The following is an 18,240-nucleotide window of genomic DNA, read 5'->3' as shown; positions in this document are numbered from 1 at the left end:
GCAAAGCGCATCCATGAAGGTAAAATGACGCGCTCACCACGCGGTTCCAGGCCTGATTAGAACCTCTCTAGTTGCGAGAAACTTGCATCTGCATCTTTCTCTTCTTATAGTACAAAGAGATATTGTTCACGCGTGCCCGAAATCTGGAAATGACTGAGAATACCGCGTCCCATTACGACGACGACGCCCATGCTGCGGCCCTCCTGTCCGGCCGCCAGCCGGCCCTGACCGGCTGCCCGTGGCACGACGTCAACGAAATGCTTCAGTCCGCGGGGCTCCGTCCGACGCGCCAACGCATGGCGCTCGGCTGGCTGCTGTTCGGCAAGGGTGCTCGTCACCTCACGGCTGAGATGCTCTATGAGGAAGCGACGCTGGCCAAGGTTCCGGTGTCGCTGGCGACCGTCTACAACACGTTGAACCAGCTCACCGATGCCGGCCTGCTCCGCCAGGTCAGTGTCGACGGCACCAAGACCTATTTCGATACCAACGTCACGACCCACCATCACTACTATCTCGAGAACAGCCACGAGCTGGTCGACATCGAGGACCCTCATCTGGCGCTGTCGAAGATGCCGGAGGTGCCCGAGGGCTACGAGATCTCCCGCATCGACATGGTCGTGCGCCTGCGCAAGAAGCGCTGAGGTCGCCTTAGGCTGATAATCTGACCGTCATGGCCGGGCTCGTCCCGGCCATCCACGTTTTGGATCGGCGCGAAGGACGTGGATGCCCGGGACAAGCCCGGGCACGACGCTGGAGCGGCAGCTTGCCCGCTGTCTTCGCGTCAATTCACCTGCTCGTCCGAATAGACGCCCCAGAGGCGCTCCTGCTGGATCCAGCCGTCAAAGCCGTTGCCGATGACGCGGCACCAGTTTGCGGTGCACTTCTTAACCTGCGTGACGACGCCAGCCTGGAGCTTTGCTGCAACCGCGCTGTCGGGATCGGGCCGGTCGTAGATCGGGGCGAGGTCGTCCTTGTGCTTCATGGTGACGACCGCGGTGCGGCGGCCCGACAGCAGCGAGTGATAGACCCAGCCCTCGGCGCCTTCGGAATCGCGCACCCGGCGCCAGTTCTCGAACTCGGCGGTGATTTCGACCGGCAGGCCGGCGCGGGTGTAGACCCAGGCGACGTCATTGTCCTTGGTCGGGCCGGCGCGGACGTTCACGTGATCCGATTTGAGGCTGACATAGCGCGGCACCGGCAAGCCGCTGGCGGTCTGCGGGCTATTGTCCTTCGCCGAATGCGAGGGGCCGACCGAGGCGCTCAACCAAGTGCAAACGAGCGCCATCACCGAACAAAAACGCCCCAACGCCATCAACCCGTCTCCTGTCGAAGACCCGGCCAAACCGGATCCTCACCCCAAATTCCAAAACCCTGCCGCGTCCGCCCCTTTTCCCGCCCCACGCGGGTTCCAAGCCTCGCCCGTGGTTCTTGTCTTGGCCCGGCCTTCTGCTAGAGAGGACGGGCACTTGAACAACCAGTTTGCCCCGATTTTCCGGCCGGAAATGTCGGGAGAGCTTGGAGGAAGCGCCGGGGACGGACACGGCAAGGGCAGTGTCGAACAACCGGGTTAATGAGGCCTCAACGGCCGGCCTTTGGCGACAGAGGCGGACCGCGACGCCTCATGAGAGCAGGACATGTCGGTGAAGAAAAAGCCCCTCGTCGTGGTGACGCGCAAGCTGCCGGATTCGATCGAGACGCGGATGCGCGAATTGTTCGACGCGCGGATCAATCTCGAGGATACGCCGATGTCGCCCGAGCAGATCGCGGAAGCCGCGCGCACTGCCGACGTGCTGGTTCCGACCGTGACCGATCACATCAGCGCCGATGTCGTGAACCAGCCCGACTGCAAGCTCCGCCTGATCGCCAATTTCGGCAACGGCGTCGACAATATCGACGTTGCGGCCGCTCATGCCCGCGGCATCACCGTCACCAATACGCCGAAGGTTCTGACCGAAGACACCGCTGATATGACCATGGCGCTGATCCTGGCGGTGCCCAGGCGGATGATCGAAGGCGCCTCGATCCTGACCGAAGGAAAGCCCTGGCCGGGCTGGTCGCCGACCTGGATGCTGGGCCACCGCATCGGCGGCAAGCGTCTCGGCATCATCGGCATGGGCCGCATCGGTCAGGCGGTGGCGCGCCGCGCGCGCGCGTTCGGCCTGCAGATCCACTATCACAACCGCCGTCCCGTCGCGCCTGTCATCGCCGAAGAGTTAGGGGCGACCTATTGGGAAAGCCTCGACCAGATGCTGGCGCGGATGGACATCATCTCGGTGAACTGTCCGCACACGCCGGCGACCTATCATCTGCTCTCGGCGCGGCGGCTGAAGCTGATCCGCAAGGACGCCTACATCGTCAACACCGCGCGCGGCGAGGTGACCGACGAGGACACGCTGATCAAGTTGATCGAAGGCGGCGAGATCGCCGGCGCCGGCCTCGACGTCTACGAGCACGAGCCGGCGGTCAACCCGAAGCTGGTGCGGCTCGCCAGGGCCGGCAAGGTGACGCTGCTGCCGCATATGGGCTCGGCCACGATCGAAGGCCGCGTCGAGATGGGCGAGAAGGTGATCATCAACATCCGTACCTTCCTCGACGCCCACAAGCCGCCGGATCGCGTGCTGCCGAGCATGCTCTGAGGCTTACGTCCCGCGCCATTCCCGCTTGCGCCAATCCGCAACGAAATCGATGAAGGCGCGCAGCGCAGGCGGCGTCTGGCGGCGGCTCGGATAGTATAGGAACGGACCGGCAAACGGTTCGCACCAATCCTCCATCAGGCTGACCAGCGCGCCGGACTTCACGGCGTCATGCACGTAGCCATCGAGCGTTGCCCACACGCCGACACCGTCGAGCGCGGCGCGCATGGCGAGGCCCATGTTGGTCGAGATCAGCTTCGCCGGCGGATCGACCTTCACGATTTGGCCGGCCTTCTCGAATTCCAGATCATGCATGACGCCGCTCGAATAGCGGGCGCGGATGCAGTCATGATCGAGAAGATCCTTCGGATGTTTCGGCCGGCCCCGGCGCGCGATGTAGTCGGGCGATGCCACGACGACGTAACTCTGCGGGCCGCTCAGCGGGATCGCCACCATGTCCTGCGCGAGATGCTCGCCATAGCGCACGCCGGCATCGTATCCCCCGCTCACGATGTCGACGAAGCCGCTTTCGCTGACGATGTCGAGATCGACCTGCGGATGCGCCGCCAGAAACGGCCCGACCATCGGCGCCAGCACCAGATCGACCGCCGGCGGGGGCGCGTTGATGCGCAAGCGCCCAGAGGCGACCTTGCGCAGACCGCGGACCTGATCCAGGGCATCGCCGACATCGCGCAACGCCGGCGCAACGCGCGACAGCAGCAATTCGCCCGCCTCGGTCAGCGCGACGCTGCGCGTGGTGCGGTTCATCAGGCGGACGCCGAGGCGCTCCTCCAGGTCCCGGAGCCGCTGGCTGAGGCTCGACACCGACACGCGAATTTCGACCGCCGCGCGCCGGAAATTGCGGGTGCGGGCGACCGCCACGAAGACATCGAGATCGCGAAGGTCAGGCTCGGCCATTGTTCACCAGTGTGAACAAGCCATTCCGGATTGTCCAGCTTATCGGCTCAATCGGTCGGGCGCATATCCGTCCTCGTCACGCGGCGTTCAGCCGCCACCTTTCGAGGAGAGCCATCATGGAACAACGCACACTCGGTTCAACCGGCCCCACCGTCTCAAGCCTCGGTCTCGGCTGCATGGCCATGTCCGACGCCTACGGTCCTTCCGATCGCGGGGAAAGCATCGCCACCATCCATGCGGCGCTCGATGCGGGCATCACGCTGCTCGACACCGGCGATTTCTACGCCATGGGCCACAATGAAATGCTGATCCGGGAGGCACTCAAGGACGTTTCACGCGAAAAGGTGCGGATCAGCGTCAAGTTCGGTGCGCTGCGCGGCCCCGCCGGCGACTTCATCGGCATGGACTGCCGGCCGGCCGCAACCAAGAACTTCCTCGCCTATTCGCTCCAGCGGCTCGGCACCGACCATGTCGACATCTATCGTCCGGCGCGGCTCGATCCGAACGTTCCCATCGAAGACACCATCGGGGGCCTCGCCGATCTCGTGAAGGCCGGCTATGTCAGGCATATCGGCCTGTCCGAGGTCGGCTCCGACACCATCCGCCGCGCGCATGCGGTGCATCCGATCGCCGATCTCCAGATCGAATATTCACTGATCGAGCGCGGCATCGAACGCGACATCCTCAAGACCTGCCGCGAGCTCGGCATCGGCATCACCGCCTACGGCGTCCTGGCGCGCGGCCTGATCAGCGGTCACTGGTCGAAGGATTCGGGTAAGGCCGGCAAGGACTACCGGCTGATGACGCCGCGCTTCCAGGGCGCGAACCTCGATGCCAATCTCGCGCTGGTGGATTCTCTGCGCGCGATCGCGAATGAAGTCGGCGCGACGCCTGCGCAAGTCGCGATCGCCTGGGTGGCGGCGCAGGGCCGGGAGATCGTGCCACTGGTCGGCGCCCGGACCCGCAACCGTCTGGCCGAAGCGCTCGGCGCAACCAAGGTGACGCTGACGCAAGCTCATTTCGCCGCATTGGCGAAGGCCTTCCCGCCGGATGTCGCTTCGGGCACACGTTACGCGGCCGAGCAGATGGCCCATCTCGACAGCGAGAAACCGCCCACCAGGTAACGGCGGCAATCAGGTGCGATGGGCGCTGAGATCGCTGATCACAGGCCCGTCGCCGTTGAGCGGATTGGCGGGATCGCGCCCGTAGCGCAGCGTCTCGAAGCGCATCGCACGCGCATCGATCATCAGAAGACGTCCGACGAGGCCGTCGCCGAAGCCGACGATCTCGCGGATCGCCTCCAGCGCCATCATCGAGCCGAGCACGCCCGCCAGCGCCCCCATGACGCCGGCCTCCGCACAGGCGGGCACCGTGCCGGGCGGCGGCGCCTCGGGAAACAGGCAGCGATAGGTCGGATTGAACTCGCCCTGCTCGTTCGTCTCATGCGCGCGGATGGTGGTGAGCGAACCGTCGAAGGTGCCGAGCGCCGCCGTGATCAGCGGCCGCTTGGCGAAGAAGCAGGCGTCGGAGACCAGATAGCGCGTCGAGAAATTATCGGAGCCGTCGAGCACGAGGTCATAGTCGCCGATCAGGCTGAGCGCGTTGTCCGCGTTGAGCCAGGTGGCGTGGCCGACGAAACGGACATGCGGATTGAGCGCCGATATCCGCTCGGCGGCGCTCTCGACCTTGTGGCGGCCGATATCGGGCGTGGTGTGGATGACCTGGCGCTGCAGATTGGATAGCGACACCACGTCGTCGTCGACGACGCCGAGCGTGCCGACGCCGGCGGCCGCCAGATACATCAGCGCGGGCGCGCCGAGCCCGCCGGCGCCGATCACCAGCACGGAGGCCCGCTTCAGCGCAGCCTGGCCCGGTCCGCCGACATCGCGCAGCACGATATGGCGGGCATAGCGTTCGAGTTCGTCCGGGCTCAGCATCGTCCTACATTCCTCTCACTCCTCATGGTGAGGAGCGCGGAACGCGCGTCTCGAACCATGAAGGCCCCGATGTCGCCCGTGACCATCCTTCGAGACGCGGCCTAGAGCCCGCTCCTCTGGATGAGGACTTGAGTTCGCGGCTCCTGTCAAACCTGAACCACCGCAACATTGTTCGCGACCAACGAGATGTGCTTCAATGACACTGCATTCAATGGGCTGGCTGGATTTGTCATGAGATCGATGCTTGCGGCAACACTGATGTTTGCGGCCGCCACAGGCGCGAACGCCCAGATGACGGCGCCACAGGTGCCCGGCACCAAGCCGAAAACGGTCCAGACCGTACCGATCCAGCCTCCCGCAATGCAGACGCCGTCAGCGACGGCCGATGCCATGGCAAAAGCGGAGCGGCTGTCGCTCCAGTCCGACCTCGCCTGGGTCGGCCAATATAACGGCGCCATCACCGGCGATGTCAGCGAGCGCATGGTCAACGCCATCAAGGAGTACCAGAAGGCCAAGGGCGGCAAGCCGACCGGTGTGCTCAATCCGCAGGAACGCGCCACACTCGCCGAGGCGGCGCGAAAGAAGCAGGAGAGCGTCGGCTGGAAGATCGTGACGGAGCCGACCAGCGGTGCCCGGCTCGGCATTCCCGGCAAGCTGGTGCCGCAGCAGACAAGCGACGCCAACGGCTCGAAATGGACCTCGCCGACCGGAACCGTGCAGGTGGTTCTCAGCCGCCGCAAGGAAGCGAACCCGACCTCGGCAAAGCTCGCCGATCTGGAGAAGGAGCCGTCCGGGCGCAAGGTCGATTACACCGTGGTGAAGCCCGACTTCTTCGTGCTGTCGGGATTGCAGGGCCTGAAGAAGTTCTACGTGCGTGGCACCTTCAAGGGCGACGAGGTCCGCACCATGACGATCCTCTACGATCAGGCGACGGAGAACACGGTCGAGCCGGTAGTGATCGCGATGTCGAGCGCGTTCAACGCGTTTCCGTCGGGACCGCTGGCCGGGCCGCCGCCGCGCAAGACCGTCGAATACGGCACCGGCATCGTCGTCAGCCAGGACGGCGCGATCGTCACCGACCGCCTCGTCACCGATGGCTGCCTTACGGTCACGATCGCCGGTCATGGCAACGCCGACCGCCTCGCCGAGGACAAGGAGCATGATCTCGCGCTCCTGCACATCTACGGCGCCCGCGGTCTGCAGCCGCTGAGCCTCGCCGGCGGAGCAACGAAGACGAACGTCGACATCGTCGGCATCGCCGATCCGCAGAGCCAGGGCGGCGCGGCCGGCGTGTCGAGCGTCAAGGCCGCGCTGGCGCCGGTGACGAGCAGCAATTCCGCGCTCTCGCCGCCGCCGGCGGTCGGCTTCTCCGGCAGCCCGGCCGTCGACGCCGACGGCAAGTTCGCCGGGATCGCGCTGCTGAAGCCGGCCTTGGTCGCGGGACCCGCGACATCGGTCCCGGCGTCACAGGCTTTGATGGTCTCCGCAGAGGCGGTGCGCGGATTCCTCAAGGGAAGCGGCATCACCGCGAATGGCACGTCGACCGACGCCAAAGCCGCAATCGTCCGCGTGATCTGCGTGCGGAAGTAGGACGCGGCAACGTCATCATTCCCCTCGTGTCCCGGACGCGGTGCGGCATGAAATGCCGCTCCGCTGAGCCGGGACCCAGATCGCCAACAGACGCACTTGTAGCTCTCTGGGCCCCGGCTCTGCGGCGCAACGCTTTCGCGCTGCGCCTTGTCCGGGGCACGGCTGTGAGGACCAGATTACGTACGACTACGGAGCCGGTAATGGTACGGATTCGCTGGCCTTCCCTATTCCGCCATCATCGTTACCGTTGATTCGGACCCCCGCGATCCCCTTTGGATCGGGCCGGCACGTCCTGAGCGAGAAGAGCTCAGCATCGCGAAGCGGTGCACGTTCGCGTGGCGTATTCCTGACCCAGCCCTCCAAAGGATTGAACTTCAATGCACACGATCGTACTGGCCACCCAAAAGGGCGGCAGTGGCAAGAGCACACTCGCCGTCGGTCTCGCGCTGGCGGCCAAGCAGTCCGGCTTCACCGTTCGCCTGATCGAGACCGACCCACAGGGCACCCTGTCCAACTGGCAACGCCGCCGCACCACCGACGATCTCGTCGTCGAGCCGATCTATCACGCCGCGGATATCCAGCCACGCCTGAAGATGCTCGCCGACAGCGGCCTCCAGCTCGCGATCGTCGACACCGCGGCCGGTCTCAGCGCCGCCACCACCGCCGCGATCCGCCATTCCGATCTCTGCCTGATCCCGGCGCGCCCGAGCGTCGCCGACATCGAGGCGACCGTCTCGACGCTCAGCGTCGCCCGCGCCTGGAAGCGGCCCTACAGCTTCGTGCTCAACCAGACGCCGATCCGCGGCCAGCGCATCGACAACGCCGCGGGCGCGCTCGCCGAGGAAGCCGCGCTCGATCTTGCCGACGTGCTCGCGCGTCCGCTGATCGTGATGCGCAACGATCACCAGGACGCGCTCGCCAGCGGCCTTGCCGTGAGCGAATTCGCGCCGAACGGCAAATCGGCGGACGAGATCCGCGGCCTCTGGCGCTGGATCGAGACCCGGCTCGAGCTCGAAGCCACCACCAGTGTCCTGATCGACCAGGTCATCTCGGCTGCGCACGGCATGCTGCAGATCGCTGCAGAACAGGGGGCGGAGGAGACCGCGACACTGGCGTCCTGAGCGGGGCATCGCTCGGACGAGGGTCGGGCTTTTCGCCATCCGGTGAACGAGCCCAAGCGACGAAACAGTCCGGCCACCCGCCCGGCCGGATTGCTTCGCTGCGCTTGCAATGACGGCGTGGTGGGTCATCGCCTTCGCCGAGACTCAGGCCCTCTCGGCGACAAGCCTGAGGTCACTTCTGACATTTCGGGCACCAGAAGGTCGACCGGCCGTTCTGCACGAACCGCTTGATGATGCCGCCGCAGCGCGGGGTCGTGCATTTTTCGCCTTCGCGGTCATAGACCTTGAACGAATGCTGGAAATAGCCGAGCTCGCCGGTGGTCTGGCGGTGATCGCGCAGGCTGGAGCCGCCGGCCTTGATCGCGTCGTTGAGCACGGTATGGATCGCGCCGACCAGTCTCTTGGCATGGTCCGTTGCCTCACCCCCGGCGACGCCTTTGCGTTGTCCGGACTTCGTCGACAAGGTTGCGGCGATCCGGCGCGGCGACAGATGCGAGCGGTGCAGCGCCTCGCAGACATAGATGTTGCCAAGCCCTGCCACGACGCGCTGGTCGAGCAGCGCGGCCTTCAGGCTGGTGGTCTTGCCGGCGCAGGAGCGCGCCAGCATCGCGGCGTCGAATTCGTTGCCGAGCGGCTCGGGTCCGAGCCCGCGCAGCAGCGGCTCGTCGTCGAGCGCATTGCGCGCGATCACCTTCATGTAGCCGAAGCGGCGCGGATCGTTGAACACGATGTCGGCGCCGGAGGACATCCGAAACAGCACGTGATCGTGGGTGGAATCCTTGGCCCGCGGATAGTGAAACTCGCCAGGCCGGGTGTCGTTGTCCGGCTTGATGACACGGAACGAGCCCGACATGCCGAGATGCATCAGCAGGACGTCGCCGGAGGCGAGATCGGCCATGAGATATTTTGCACGGCGCCCCAGCCCCGTGACGACCTGCCCCTTGAGCCGGGCCACGAAGTCCGGCTGGAACGGAAAGCGCAAGTCCGGCCGGCGGGCCTCCGCGACGAGGATTTTCGCACCCTCCATCACCGGCTGAAGGCCGCGGCGGACGGTCTCGACTTCTGGCAATTCAGGCATGGTCAGGCATTCACCTTATGAGGGCGGTGTGATAGCGCCATTGCGGCGGGCGCGCTATGGTCCGCCTCGCGGAGTAGAGTAATGGATCGGCCGGGCGAAACCACGCATTTTGGCTTCAGGGACGTCCCCCTGGGCGACAAGCAGACGCTGGTGAACGATGTGTTTCACAGCGTGGCGTCGCGCTATGACTTGATGAACGACCTGATGTCCGGTGGCCTGCACCGGGTCTGGAAGGACATCATGATCACGGCGCTCGACCCGCCCCGGGGCGACCGGCCGTTCGCATTGCTCGACGTTGCCGGTGGCACCGGCGACATCGCGTTCCGCGCCGCCAAGGCTGCGGGTGCGGGTTTCCATGCCACCGTCTGCGACATCAACACCGATATGCTGGCCGTGGGCCGCGAACGCGCCGCCAAGCAGCATCTCGACACCCGGGTCGACTTCGTCGAAGGCAATGCCGAAGCGCTCGCCTTCGCCGATCGCAGCTTCGACGCATATACGATCGCTTTCGGCATTCGCAACGTGCCGCAGATCGACCTGGCGCTGCGCGAGGCCTATCGCGTGCTGAGGCCCGGCAGCCGCTTTCTCTGCCTCGAGTTCTCCACCGTCGAGATGCCCGGGCTCGACAAACTCTATGATCTGTTCTCGTTCAAGGTGATCCCGCCGCTCGGCCGCATGGTCACGGGCGACGCCGAATCCTACCAATATCTCGTCGAATCGATCCGCAAGTTTCCGAGGCCTGCCGCTTTCGCCGACATGATCCGCGAGGCCGGCTTTTCCCGCGTCAGCTGGCAGACACTCTCCGGCGGCATCGTGGCACTGCATTCGGGCTGGCGTTTGTGATCTCTGCCATCACCCACATGACGCGCCTGATCCGCGCCGCGTTCGTGTTCGCGCGCGAGGGCGTGTTCGGCTCGGTCGATCCGAGCCTGGTGCCGCCGCCGGGACAGCTCGCACTGAAGCTGGCGCGCCTCGTCGAACGCCGCGGCACCAAGCACGGCCCGCGGATAGCGCGCGCGCTGACGCGGATGGGCCCGGCCTATCTCAAGCTCGGACAATTCCTGGCGACGCGTCCCGACGTGGTCGGCGTCATCATGGCGCGCGACCTCGAAAGCCTGCAGGACCGCCTGCCGCCGTTTCCGCAGGACGAGGCCGAGGCCGCCATCGCGACGTCGCTGGAGCGGCCGCTGAAGGACATTTTCGCAAGCTTCGGCCCGCCGGTCGCGGCGGCCTCGATCGCGCAGGTGCATCGCGGCGAAGTGCTGCACGATGGTATCCGCAAATCGGTCGCCGTGAAGGTGCTGCGGCCCAACGTCGCCGCACGCTTCCGCCGCGACCTCTCCGATTTTTTCTTCGTCGCGCACAAGGCCGAAGCCTATTCGTCCGAGGCGCGGCGGCTGCGCCTGATCGAAGTCATCAACACAATGTCGCGCTCGGTCGCGATGGAGATGGATTTGCGGCTCGAAGCCGCCGCGCTGTCGGAGATGGCAGAGAACACGCGCGACGATCCTGATTTCCGCGTGCCGACCGTCGATTGGGACCGCACCACGCACAACGTGCTGACGATGGAGTGGATCGACGGCATCGCGCTGAACGACCACAAGCGCCTTGCACAGTCGCAGGTCGACCTGCCCGACCTCGGCCGCAAGGTGATCCAGAGCTTCTTGCGGCACGCGCTACGCGACGGCTTCTTCCACGCCGACATGCATCCGGGCAATCTGTTCCTGGACGATGCCGGCCGGCTCGTCGCGGTCGATTTCGGCATCATGGGCCGACTCGGCATGAAGGAGCGGCGCTTCCTCGCCGAGATCCTGCTCGGCTTCATCACACGCGACTATCGCCGCGTCGCCGAGGTGCATTTCGAGGCGGGCTACGTGCCCGCGCACCATTCGGTCGAGAATTTCGCGCAAGCCATCCGTGCCATCGGCGAGCCCATTCACAACCGCACCGCCGAGGAGATCTCGATGGCGCGGCTGCTGACGCTGCTGCTCGAGGTCACCGGCCTGTTCGACATGACCACGCGGCCCGAACTGATCCTGCTGCAGAAGACCATGGTGGTGGTCGAGGGCGTGGCCCGCGGCTTCGATCCCAAGCTCGACATCTGGAAGATCGCCGACCCCGTGGTACGCGAATGGATCGAGCGCAATCTCGGCCCCATCGGCCGGGTGCAAGGCGCCCTTGCCGGAACCGGGGACATCGCGCGGGTCTTGATGCGCCTGCCGGAGATCGCCGAGCGGTCGGTGAAGGTCCTCGAGCAGTTCGAGACCATGACCCGCGAGGGCATCAGGCTGTCGCCGGAGAGCATCGTGGCCATGGGGCGCAGCGAGGGCCGCAAGAACCGCTGGCGCACCGTGGCGCTGTGGATCATCGCCGCGACATTCATCGGCATCCTGATCGCCGTCCGGAATATGTGATTGCACTGCAATCACACAAGTGATAGCATCGCTATCATTTCGTGCCGGAGGGGCGTCATGGCAAGCCTGACCATCCGCAAGCTCGACGACGGCGTCAAAACCTATCTGCGGCTGCGCTCGGCCAAGAACCGCAGGTCGGTCGAGGAAGAGGTCCGGGTCATCCTGCGGGAGCTGATCGAGGGCCGCGAGGAGCCGCTGACGCCGTTTGCGGTGCCGCCTGCCCCATCCGCCACACCGGCGCCGCAGCGCACCGGCGCCCTCCCCGAGGCCAGCATCACCCTGATCATCGGCGGCGGGATCGCGGCGTACAAGTCGCTCGACCTGATCCGCAGGCTGAAGGAACGGCGCATCGAGGTCCGCTGCGTGCTGACCAAGGCGGCCCAGCAATTCGTGACGCCGCTGGCGGCGAGCGCCCTGTCGCATGAGCGCGTCTATACCGACCTGTTCGACCCCCAGAGCGAGTTCGACGCCGGACACATTCGTCTCGCGCGCGACTGCGACCTGATCGTCGTGGCGCCGGCGACGGCCGACCTGATGGCGAAGATGGCGAACGGCCACGCCGACGACCTCGCCAGCGCGATCCTGCTCGCGACCAACCGCAAGGTGCTGCTGGCGCCGGCGATGAACCCGCTGATGTGGAGCAACGCGGCAACGCGCCGCAACGTCGCTCAGCTCCAGCGCGACGGCGTGGTGCTGATTGGCCCGAACGCGGGCGAGATGGCCGAGGCCGGCGAAGCTGGAACAGGCCGCATGTCGGAAGCCATCGAGATCGCCAACGCCGCCGAGCGGTTGCTGCGACCGCCGGTGCCGCGGCCGCTCGCCGGCAGGCGCGTGCTGATCACCGCGGGTCCCACGCACGAGCCGATCGACCCCGTGCGCTACATCGCCAACCGCTCCTCCGGCAAGCAGGGCTTTGCCATTGCCGCCGCCGCGCAGGCCGCCGGCGCCGAGGTGATCCTGGTGAGCGGCCCGGTCGACCTCGACGATCCACCCGGTGTGACGGTGAAGCACGTCGAATCGGCACGGCAGATGCTGGAGCAGGTTCAGGCCGCGCTTCCCGCCGATATCGCGATCTTCGCCGCGGCGGTCGCCGACTGGCGCGTCGCCAACGAGGGTGAGCAGAAGCTGAAGAAGACCGCGGCCGGCATGCCGCCGCTTCAGCTGGTCGAGAATCCCGACATCCTCGCCACGATCTCGAAGCTGACCGACAAGCGCCCACCTCTGGTGATCGGCTTTGCCGCCGAAACCGAACATCTCATCGACAACGCCAAAGCAAAACTCGCGCGCAAGGGCTGCGACTGGATCGTCGCCAATGACGTGTCGCCGGCCACCGGCGTGATGGGCGGCGACCGTAACACGGTCCACCTCCTCAGCCGCAAGGACGGTGCGAAGGACGGCGAGATTGCAGTTGATGCCTGGCCGGTGATGACCAAGGAACAGGTCGCCATCGAGCTGGTCGCGCATGTCGCCAGAAGCGTAACCGACAAATCCCTGGAGACGGCATCTTGAGCACGAAGGTCACGGTCGAACTGCAGTGCCTCGCCCATGCCGAAGGTCTGCCGTTGCCGGCCTATCAGACCAGCGAGGCCGCCGGCCTCGACCTGATGGCAGCCGTTCCGGACAGCGAGCCGATGACGCTCGCCCCGGGCCAATACGCGCTGGTGCCGACGGGCCTTGCGATCGCGCTGCCGGGTGGGCACGAGGCGCAGGTGCGGCCACGTTCGGGGCTTGCCGCCAAGCACGGCGTCACCGTGCTGAACTCGCCGGGCACGATCGACGCCGACTACCGCGGCGAGATCAAGGTGATCCTGATCAACCACGGCGCGGCGCCCTTCGTGATCAAGCGCGGCGAGCGCATCGCCCAAATGGTGATCGCACCCGTGGTGCAGGCTGCCCTGGTTCCCGTTGGGACGTTGTCGCCGACCGATCGCGGCGCCGGCGGCTTCGGCTCGACCGGCCGCTGACTTCCTGACCTCTTCCGCGAGCGAGCGGGAACGCGCACCCTGATCGCGGCGCGCCATCCGCGCGACCTGCGGAATCCCAAGAACCATGTGCGCGGGAACACCACGGCGGCATTTTTGGGGGGCCTCCTTTACGTTCACGATCTGGACTCTTACCGGCGGAGTCGCGGTGGGGGTATTGTCTTTTGATTCGCGCGCGACGGGGGTCGCCGCGCGCAAATTCGTGCGGTCTTGGGGCAACTATGTCAGGCGTGATCGTGTCGATGCGTCGGACGCTGCTGTCGTGCACGTCGCTGGCGCGCAGCGCATTGATTGGGAGCGCTCTTGCGGCGCTGCTGCCGGCTGCGCCGGCCAGGGCCGCCGATCTCATCGACACCCTCTCCACCATGCTGGATTTCAACCGGCAGGAACTCGCCGTCCTCGCCACTGCGCTGGCGCTGCTCGGCTTCTCGGTGGTGGCCGCGATCCTGTTGATGCGCACGCGGGTGCGCCTGGTCAAGAACGAGGCGCGGCTGCGCACCCGGATCGGGGAACTTCAGCTCCAGGCCGACCGCTTCGGCGCGTTGCTGTTCGCCGAGCCGCAGATCCTGATCTCCTGGCCGGCCGGCGACAACCGCGTTCAGATTTCCGGCGACATCTCCATGGTGCTGCCGCGCGACTCCTCCCCGCAGCGCGTGCTGGCGTTCGGAACCTGGCTGCCCCCGGAGCCCGCGCTCCAGATGGACCATGCCGTCGACGCGCTGCGCGATCGCGGCGACGGGTTCCAGCTGACCTTGACCACCGCGCACGGCCATACGCTGGAAGCGATCGGCCGCGCCATCGGCGGCCAGGCCATAGTCCGGATTCGCGAGCTCTCAGGACTGCGCCGCGATCTGGCCGAGACCCATCTGCGCTACAAGGCGCTCTCCGACGAGACCGAGATGCTGCGCGGCCTCGCCGCCGCCGCACCCTGGCCAATCTGGGCCAAGAGTGAGAACGGCGCGCTGACCTACGCCAATCCGGCCTATGTGCGCGCCACCGAAGCGAACAGCGTCACCGACGCCCAGGAGCGCCAGCTCGAGCTGCTCGACAGCGCCAACCGCACCGCGATGGAACGGGGCCTGAAGGACGCGGCCAATTTCAGCTCGCGGCTGCCGATCGTGATCGGCGGCGAGCGGCGTATCTATGACGTGCGCGCCATCAATGTGGGCGGCGGCAGCGTCGGCGTCGCAATCGATGCCAGCGAGGCGGATGCGCTGAGGTCGGCGCTGGTGCGAATGGCGGAGGCGCACCGCCGCACGCTCGACCAGCTCTCCTCCGGCGTTGCCGTGTTCGACGGCCAGCGCCGCCTTGCCTTCTACAACGATTCCTATCGGCGGCTGTGGGACCTCGACCGCACCTTCCTCGACGCCAACCCCGACGATTCCAGCGTGCTGGACCAGCTCCGCGCCGCGCGCAAGCTGCCGGAGCAGCCGGATTTCCGCGCCTGGAAGGCCAAGCTGCACGAAGCCTATCGCGCGGTCGAGACCGCCAAGGACACCTGGTTCCTGCCTGACGGCCGCGCGCTCTCGGTCGTCACCACGCCGAACCCCGAGGGCGGCGTCACTTACCTGTTCGACGACGTCACCGAAAGCCTCGACCTCGCCCGCCGCTTCGACGGCCTGATCCGCGTTCAGCGCGAGACGCTGGACAGCCTCGCCGAGGGAGTGGCGGTGTTCGGCAGCAACGGCAAGGCGCAGCTGTTCAATCCGGCCTTCGTCCGCATGTGGAAGCTCTCCAGCGATGCCATGCGCGACGAGCCGCACATCCAGACGGTGGAAGGCTGGTGCCATCAGCTCTACGACGATCCCGTCGTCTGGCGACAGATCCGCGAGGCCATCACCTCGATCGAAAACCGCGCCGACGTGCCGCTGAAGCTGGAGCGCAAGGACGGCAGCGTGCTCGACGGCATGATCCGGCCGCTGCCCGACGGCGCCACCATGCTGACGTTCCAGGACATCACCGACACCGAGAATGTCGAGCGCGCACTGCGCGAGCGCAACGAGGCGCTAGAGGCCGCCGACCAGATGAAGGTGGATTTCGTCCACCACGTCTCCTACGAGCTGCGCTCGCCGCTCACCACCATCATCGGCTTTGCGCATTTCCTCAGCGATCCCTCGACCGGGCCGTTGACGCCGAAGCAGGCCGAATATCTCGACTACGTCACCAAATCGACCAACGCGCTGCTCGCGCTCACCAACAACATCCTGGATCTCGCCACCATCGACGCCGGCGCGATGAAGCTGGAACTCGGGCAAGTCGACGTCAGCAAGGCCATCGAGCTCGCCGCGGAGGGCATCCAGGACCGGCTCGCCACCGACCGCATCCGCCTCAAGGTCGAGATCGCGCCCGACGTCGGCAGCTTCGTCGGCGACGAGAAGCGCGTGGTGCAGGTGCTCTATAACCTCCTCGCCAACGCCGTCGGGTTTTCTCCACAGGATTCCACCGTCGGCATCAGCGCGCGCCGCACCGAACGCAGCGTGGTCTTCACCGTGACAGATTCGGGACCTGGAATACCTGCCGACATGAAGGACAAGGTATTCAACTGGTTCGAAAGCCGCTCGCAGGGCTCGCGTCACCGCGGCGCCGGGCTCGGCCTGTCGCTGGTGCGCTCCTTCGTCGAGCTGCATGGCGGCAAGGTGCGGGTGGATTCGATCGTCGGCCGCGGCACGGTCGTGATCTGCGATTTCCCGACCGACCAGGCGGCGCATCGCGACGCCGCCGAATGACTGATACAACCACATTCTCCGTCGCGCTCCACAACGAGACGGCCACTGCGCAATTGATGGCCGACCTCGCGCTGCTGGTCGGCCCCGGTGACGTCATCACCCTCACCGGCGATCTCGGTGCCGGCAAGACTGCGGCAGCACGCAGCCTGATCCGCTACCTCGCCGGCGACGAGACGCTGGAAGTGCCGAGCCCGACCTTCACGCTGGTGCAGGGCTACGAGCTGCCGCCTTTCCCGGTGATGCATGCCGATCTCTACCGCGTCGAGGACGAGAGCGAGCTCGAGGAGATCGGCCTGTCGCCGCTCCCGGATGCCACCCTCGTCCTGATCGAATGGCCGGAGCGCGCGCCCTCGGCGATGCCCGCGGATCGCATCGACATCGCACTGACGCATCGGCCGGCGCTGGGCTCGAGCGCACGCGCCGCCGACATCACCGGTCACGGCAGGGCCGCCGCCATCGTTGCGCGGCTGAAGGCGCTGCGCGAATTCCTCGACGCATCCGGTTACATGGAGGCGACGCGCAGGCGCATGGCCGGCGATGCCTCGACGCGCTCCTATGCGCGGCTGCTGCGCGACGACAGCATCGTCATCCTCATGAACTTTCCGCAGCGGCCCGACGGCGCGGCCCTCTACAACGGAAAGTCCTACAGCGCCGCGGTGCATCTTGCGGAAAACGTCAAACCCTTCGTCGCGATCGCCGAAGGCCTGCGCGCGCAGGGAATCTCTGCGCCCGCGATTCATCATTCCAACCTCGATCATGGCTTCCTCATTACCGAGGACTTTGGCAACGAAGGTGTGATCGAGGGCGATCCGCCACGCCCGATCGGCGAGCGCTACGAAGCCGCGACCGACCTGCTGGCGATGCTGCATGGCAAGGCGCTGCCGGAGACGCTGCCGCTGGACGGGAAGACCTACGAGATCCCCCTCTTCGACGTTGAGGCGATGCTGATCGAAATCGGATTGATGCCGGAATGGTACCTGCCCGATCGCAACGCGCCGTTGAGCGACGAGAAGCGCGCAGAATTCTTCGCGATGTGGCGCGAGCTGCTCAGCACACCGCTGGCGGCGCCGAAGACATGGATCATCCGCGACTATCACTCACCCAATTTGATCTGGCTCGCGGAGCGCACCGGCATCGCGCGCGTCGGCGTGATCGACTTCCAGGACACCGTGCTGGGGCCGCATTCCTACGACGTGGTGTCGCTGCTTCAGGACGCCCGCATCGACGTGCCCGAGAACATCGAGCTGACGCTGCTGTCGCGCTACATCAAGGCGCGGCGCGCGCAGGACACGAGCTTCGATGCGGCCGGCTTTGCCGAGCTCTGCCGTCGCCCCAACAAGCCTGATTCGGGCTCGATTTACCGGCCGTTAGCCAAGACGTCGGTATTCTGGCGGCGAAGCAGCCGGATGATTGCGGGGCTGGAGCGGGACAGATGGCGGGACAGACGGACCAGCGCGGCAACGGCCGGGTTGTTTTCGAACGCGGGATTCCGGCGCAGGTGATGGGAATCGACGGCACCTGGCGGCGCGACTGCACCATGGAGGACGTCTCCGAGAGCGGCGCCAAGTTGACCATCGATGGCTCGGTCGAAGGGCTCCATCTGAAGGAATTCTTTCTCCTGCTGTCGTCGACCGGGCTGGCGTACCGGCGCTGCGAGCTTGCTTGGGTCAATGGCGACCAGATCGGCGTCAATTTCCTCAAGCTCGGCGACAGAAAGAAAAAGGCCCGTTCCGCGACCATTGGGGCATGACGGCAACACCCGTCGTACAACCGTCACGGCGGGTGGTTAAGGCGGTCGAGATGCCATGCGGCTGATCGAGCCTCGTGGTAGGATTGCTGCG

At 66.1% G+C, this 18,240-nt stretch carries 16 protein-coding genes; 12 read left to right on the top strand and 4 right to left on the bottom strand.

All coding sequences use genetic code 11. The annotated features are described in order from the left end of the window. The first annotated feature begins 149 nt into the window (after positions 1 to 149). Positions 150 to 641: an iron response transcriptional regulator IrrA gene (irrA, locus tag H1B27_RS05850; RefSeq protein ID WP_035674497.1), complete on the top strand. Its 492-nt coding sequence runs from the start codon at positions 150 to 152 to the stop codon at positions 639 to 641. Positions 642 to 781: 140 nt separating this feature from the next. On the opposite strand, the gene H1B27_RS05845 is transcribed toward irrA, so the two are convergent. Continuing rightward, on the bottom strand, positions 782 to 1,312 hold the full coding sequence (locus H1B27_RS05845) for an SH3 domain-containing protein (RefSeq protein WP_061879931.1): 531 nt from the start codon (positions 1,310 to 1,312) through the stop codon (positions 782 to 784). Positions 1,313 to 1,634: 322 nt separating this feature from the next. On the opposite strand from H1B27_RS05845, the gene H1B27_RS05840 reads away from it, so the two are divergent. Continuing rightward, positions 1,635 to 2,636, top strand: coding sequence for a 2-hydroxyacid dehydrogenase (locus tag H1B27_RS05840; protein WP_061879932.1), 1,002 nt, complete (start codon positions 1,635 to 1,637; stop codon positions 2,634 to 2,636). Positions 2,637 to 2,639: 3 nt separating this feature from the next. Here the strand turns inward: H1B27_RS05840 and H1B27_RS05835 are convergent, their stop codons facing one another. Beyond that, on the bottom strand, positions 2,640 to 3,551 hold the full coding sequence (locus tag H1B27_RS05835) for a LysR family transcriptional regulator (RefSeq protein ID WP_197965325.1): 912 nt from the start codon (positions 3,549 to 3,551) through the stop codon (positions 2,640 to 2,642). A gap of 116 nt (positions 3,552 to 3,667) precedes the next feature. Here H1B27_RS05835 and H1B27_RS05830 point away from each other — a divergent pair, with 116 nt between their 5' ends. Then, positions 3,668 to 4,675 (top strand): aldo/keto reductase, encoded by a 1,008-nt coding sequence (locus tag H1B27_RS05830; protein ID WP_197965324.1) that lies wholly within the window; start codon positions 3,668 to 3,670, stop codon positions 4,673 to 4,675. Between the two features lie 9 nt (positions 4,676 to 4,684). Here H1B27_RS05830 and H1B27_RS05825 read toward each other — a convergent pair whose 3' ends face one another. Beyond that, positions 4,685 to 5,488 (bottom strand): HesA/MoeB/ThiF family protein, encoded by an 804-nt coding sequence (locus H1B27_RS05825; protein ID WP_197965323.1) that lies wholly within the window; start codon positions 5,486 to 5,488, stop codon positions 4,685 to 4,687. Positions 5,489 to 5,719: 231 nt separating this feature from the next. On the opposite strand from H1B27_RS05825, the gene H1B27_RS05820 reads away from it, so the two are divergent. Both H1B27_RS05820 and H1B27_RS05815 read left to right on the top strand, forming a co-directional pair. Next, a complete protein-coding gene (locus tag H1B27_RS05820) occupies positions 5,720 to 7,078 on the top strand; it encodes a serine protease (protein WP_061880268.1) in 1,359 nt (452 codons plus the stop codon). Between the two features lie 377 nt (positions 7,079 to 7,455). Beyond that, the gene (locus tag H1B27_RS05815; RefSeq protein ID WP_061879936.1) at positions 7,456 to 8,199 is read left to right on the top strand and encodes a nucleotide-binding protein; all 744 of its coding nucleotides are present in this window, start codon (positions 7,456 to 7,458) and stop codon (positions 8,197 to 8,199) included. A gap of 172 nt (positions 8,200 to 8,371) precedes the next feature. Here H1B27_RS05815 and mutM read toward each other — a convergent pair whose 3' ends face one another. Beyond that, on the bottom strand, positions 8,372 to 9,277 hold the full coding sequence (mutM, locus tag H1B27_RS05810) for a bifunctional DNA-formamidopyrimidine glycosylase/DNA-(apurinic or apyrimidinic site) lyase (protein ID WP_061879937.1): 906 nt from the start codon (positions 9,275 to 9,277) through the stop codon (positions 8,372 to 8,374). A gap of 81 nt (positions 9,278 to 9,358) precedes the next feature. Between mutM and ubiE the strand changes: the two genes are divergently transcribed. The 7 genes from ubiE to H1B27_RS05775 all read left to right on the top strand — a co-directional run bounded on the left by ubiE (position 9,359) and on the right by H1B27_RS05775 (position 18,149). Next, positions 9,359 to 10,120, top strand: coding sequence for a bifunctional demethylmenaquinone methyltransferase/2-methoxy-6-polyprenyl-1,4-benzoquinol methylase UbiE (gene ubiE, locus H1B27_RS05805; protein WP_131870472.1), 762 nt, complete (start codon positions 9,359 to 9,361; stop codon positions 10,118 to 10,120). Beyond that, positions 10,117 to 11,691, top strand: coding sequence for a 2-polyprenylphenol 6-hydroxylase (ubiB, locus tag H1B27_RS05800; RefSeq protein ID WP_197965322.1), 1,575 nt, complete (start codon positions 10,117 to 10,119; stop codon positions 11,689 to 11,691). The genes ubiE and ubiB overlap by 4 nt, the downstream gene beginning before the upstream one ends. A gap of 57 nt (positions 11,692 to 11,748) precedes the next feature. Beyond that, positions 11,749 to 13,200, top strand: coding sequence for a bifunctional phosphopantothenoylcysteine decarboxylase/phosphopantothenate--cysteine ligase CoaBC (coaBC, locus tag H1B27_RS05795; RefSeq protein WP_197965321.1), 1,452 nt, complete (start codon positions 11,749 to 11,751; stop codon positions 13,198 to 13,200). After that, positions 13,197 to 13,655, top strand: a complete 459-nt coding sequence (gene dut / locus H1B27_RS05790) for a dUTP diphosphatase (protein WP_197965320.1) — start codon at positions 13,197 to 13,199, stop codon at positions 13,653 to 13,655. The genes coaBC and dut overlap by 4 nt, the downstream gene beginning before the upstream one ends. A 239-nt stretch (positions 13,656 to 13,894) precedes the next feature. Further along, positions 13,895 to 16,399, top strand: a complete 2,505-nt coding sequence (locus tag H1B27_RS05785; RefSeq protein WP_197965319.1) for a sensor histidine kinase — start codon at positions 13,895 to 13,897, stop codon at positions 16,397 to 16,399. Further along, a complete protein-coding gene (gene tsaE / locus H1B27_RS05780; protein WP_246515207.1) occupies positions 16,396 to 17,901 on the top strand; it encodes a tRNA (adenosine(37)-N6)-threonylcarbamoyltransferase complex ATPase subunit type 1 TsaE in 1,506 nt (501 codons plus the stop codon). The genes H1B27_RS05785 and tsaE overlap by 4 nt, the downstream gene beginning before the upstream one ends. Then, positions 17,832 to 18,149 carry a PilZ domain-containing protein gene (locus H1B27_RS05775; protein ID WP_061879944.1) on the top strand — a complete coding sequence of 106 codons (318 nt, stop codon included), beginning with the start codon at positions 17,832 to 17,834 and terminating at the stop codon, positions 18,147 to 18,149. Before tsaE ends, H1B27_RS05775 begins: the two co-directional genes overlap by 70 nt. Positions 18,150 to 18,240 lie beyond the last annotated feature (91 nt).

It is taken from the genome of Bradyrhizobium diversitatis, from assembly GCF_016031635.1.
Taxonomy (GTDB): Bacteria; Pseudomonadota; Alphaproteobacteria; order Rhizobiales; family Xanthobacteraceae; genus Bradyrhizobium; species Bradyrhizobium diversitatis.
This window is presented reverse-complemented; position numbering and strand designations above follow the sequence as displayed.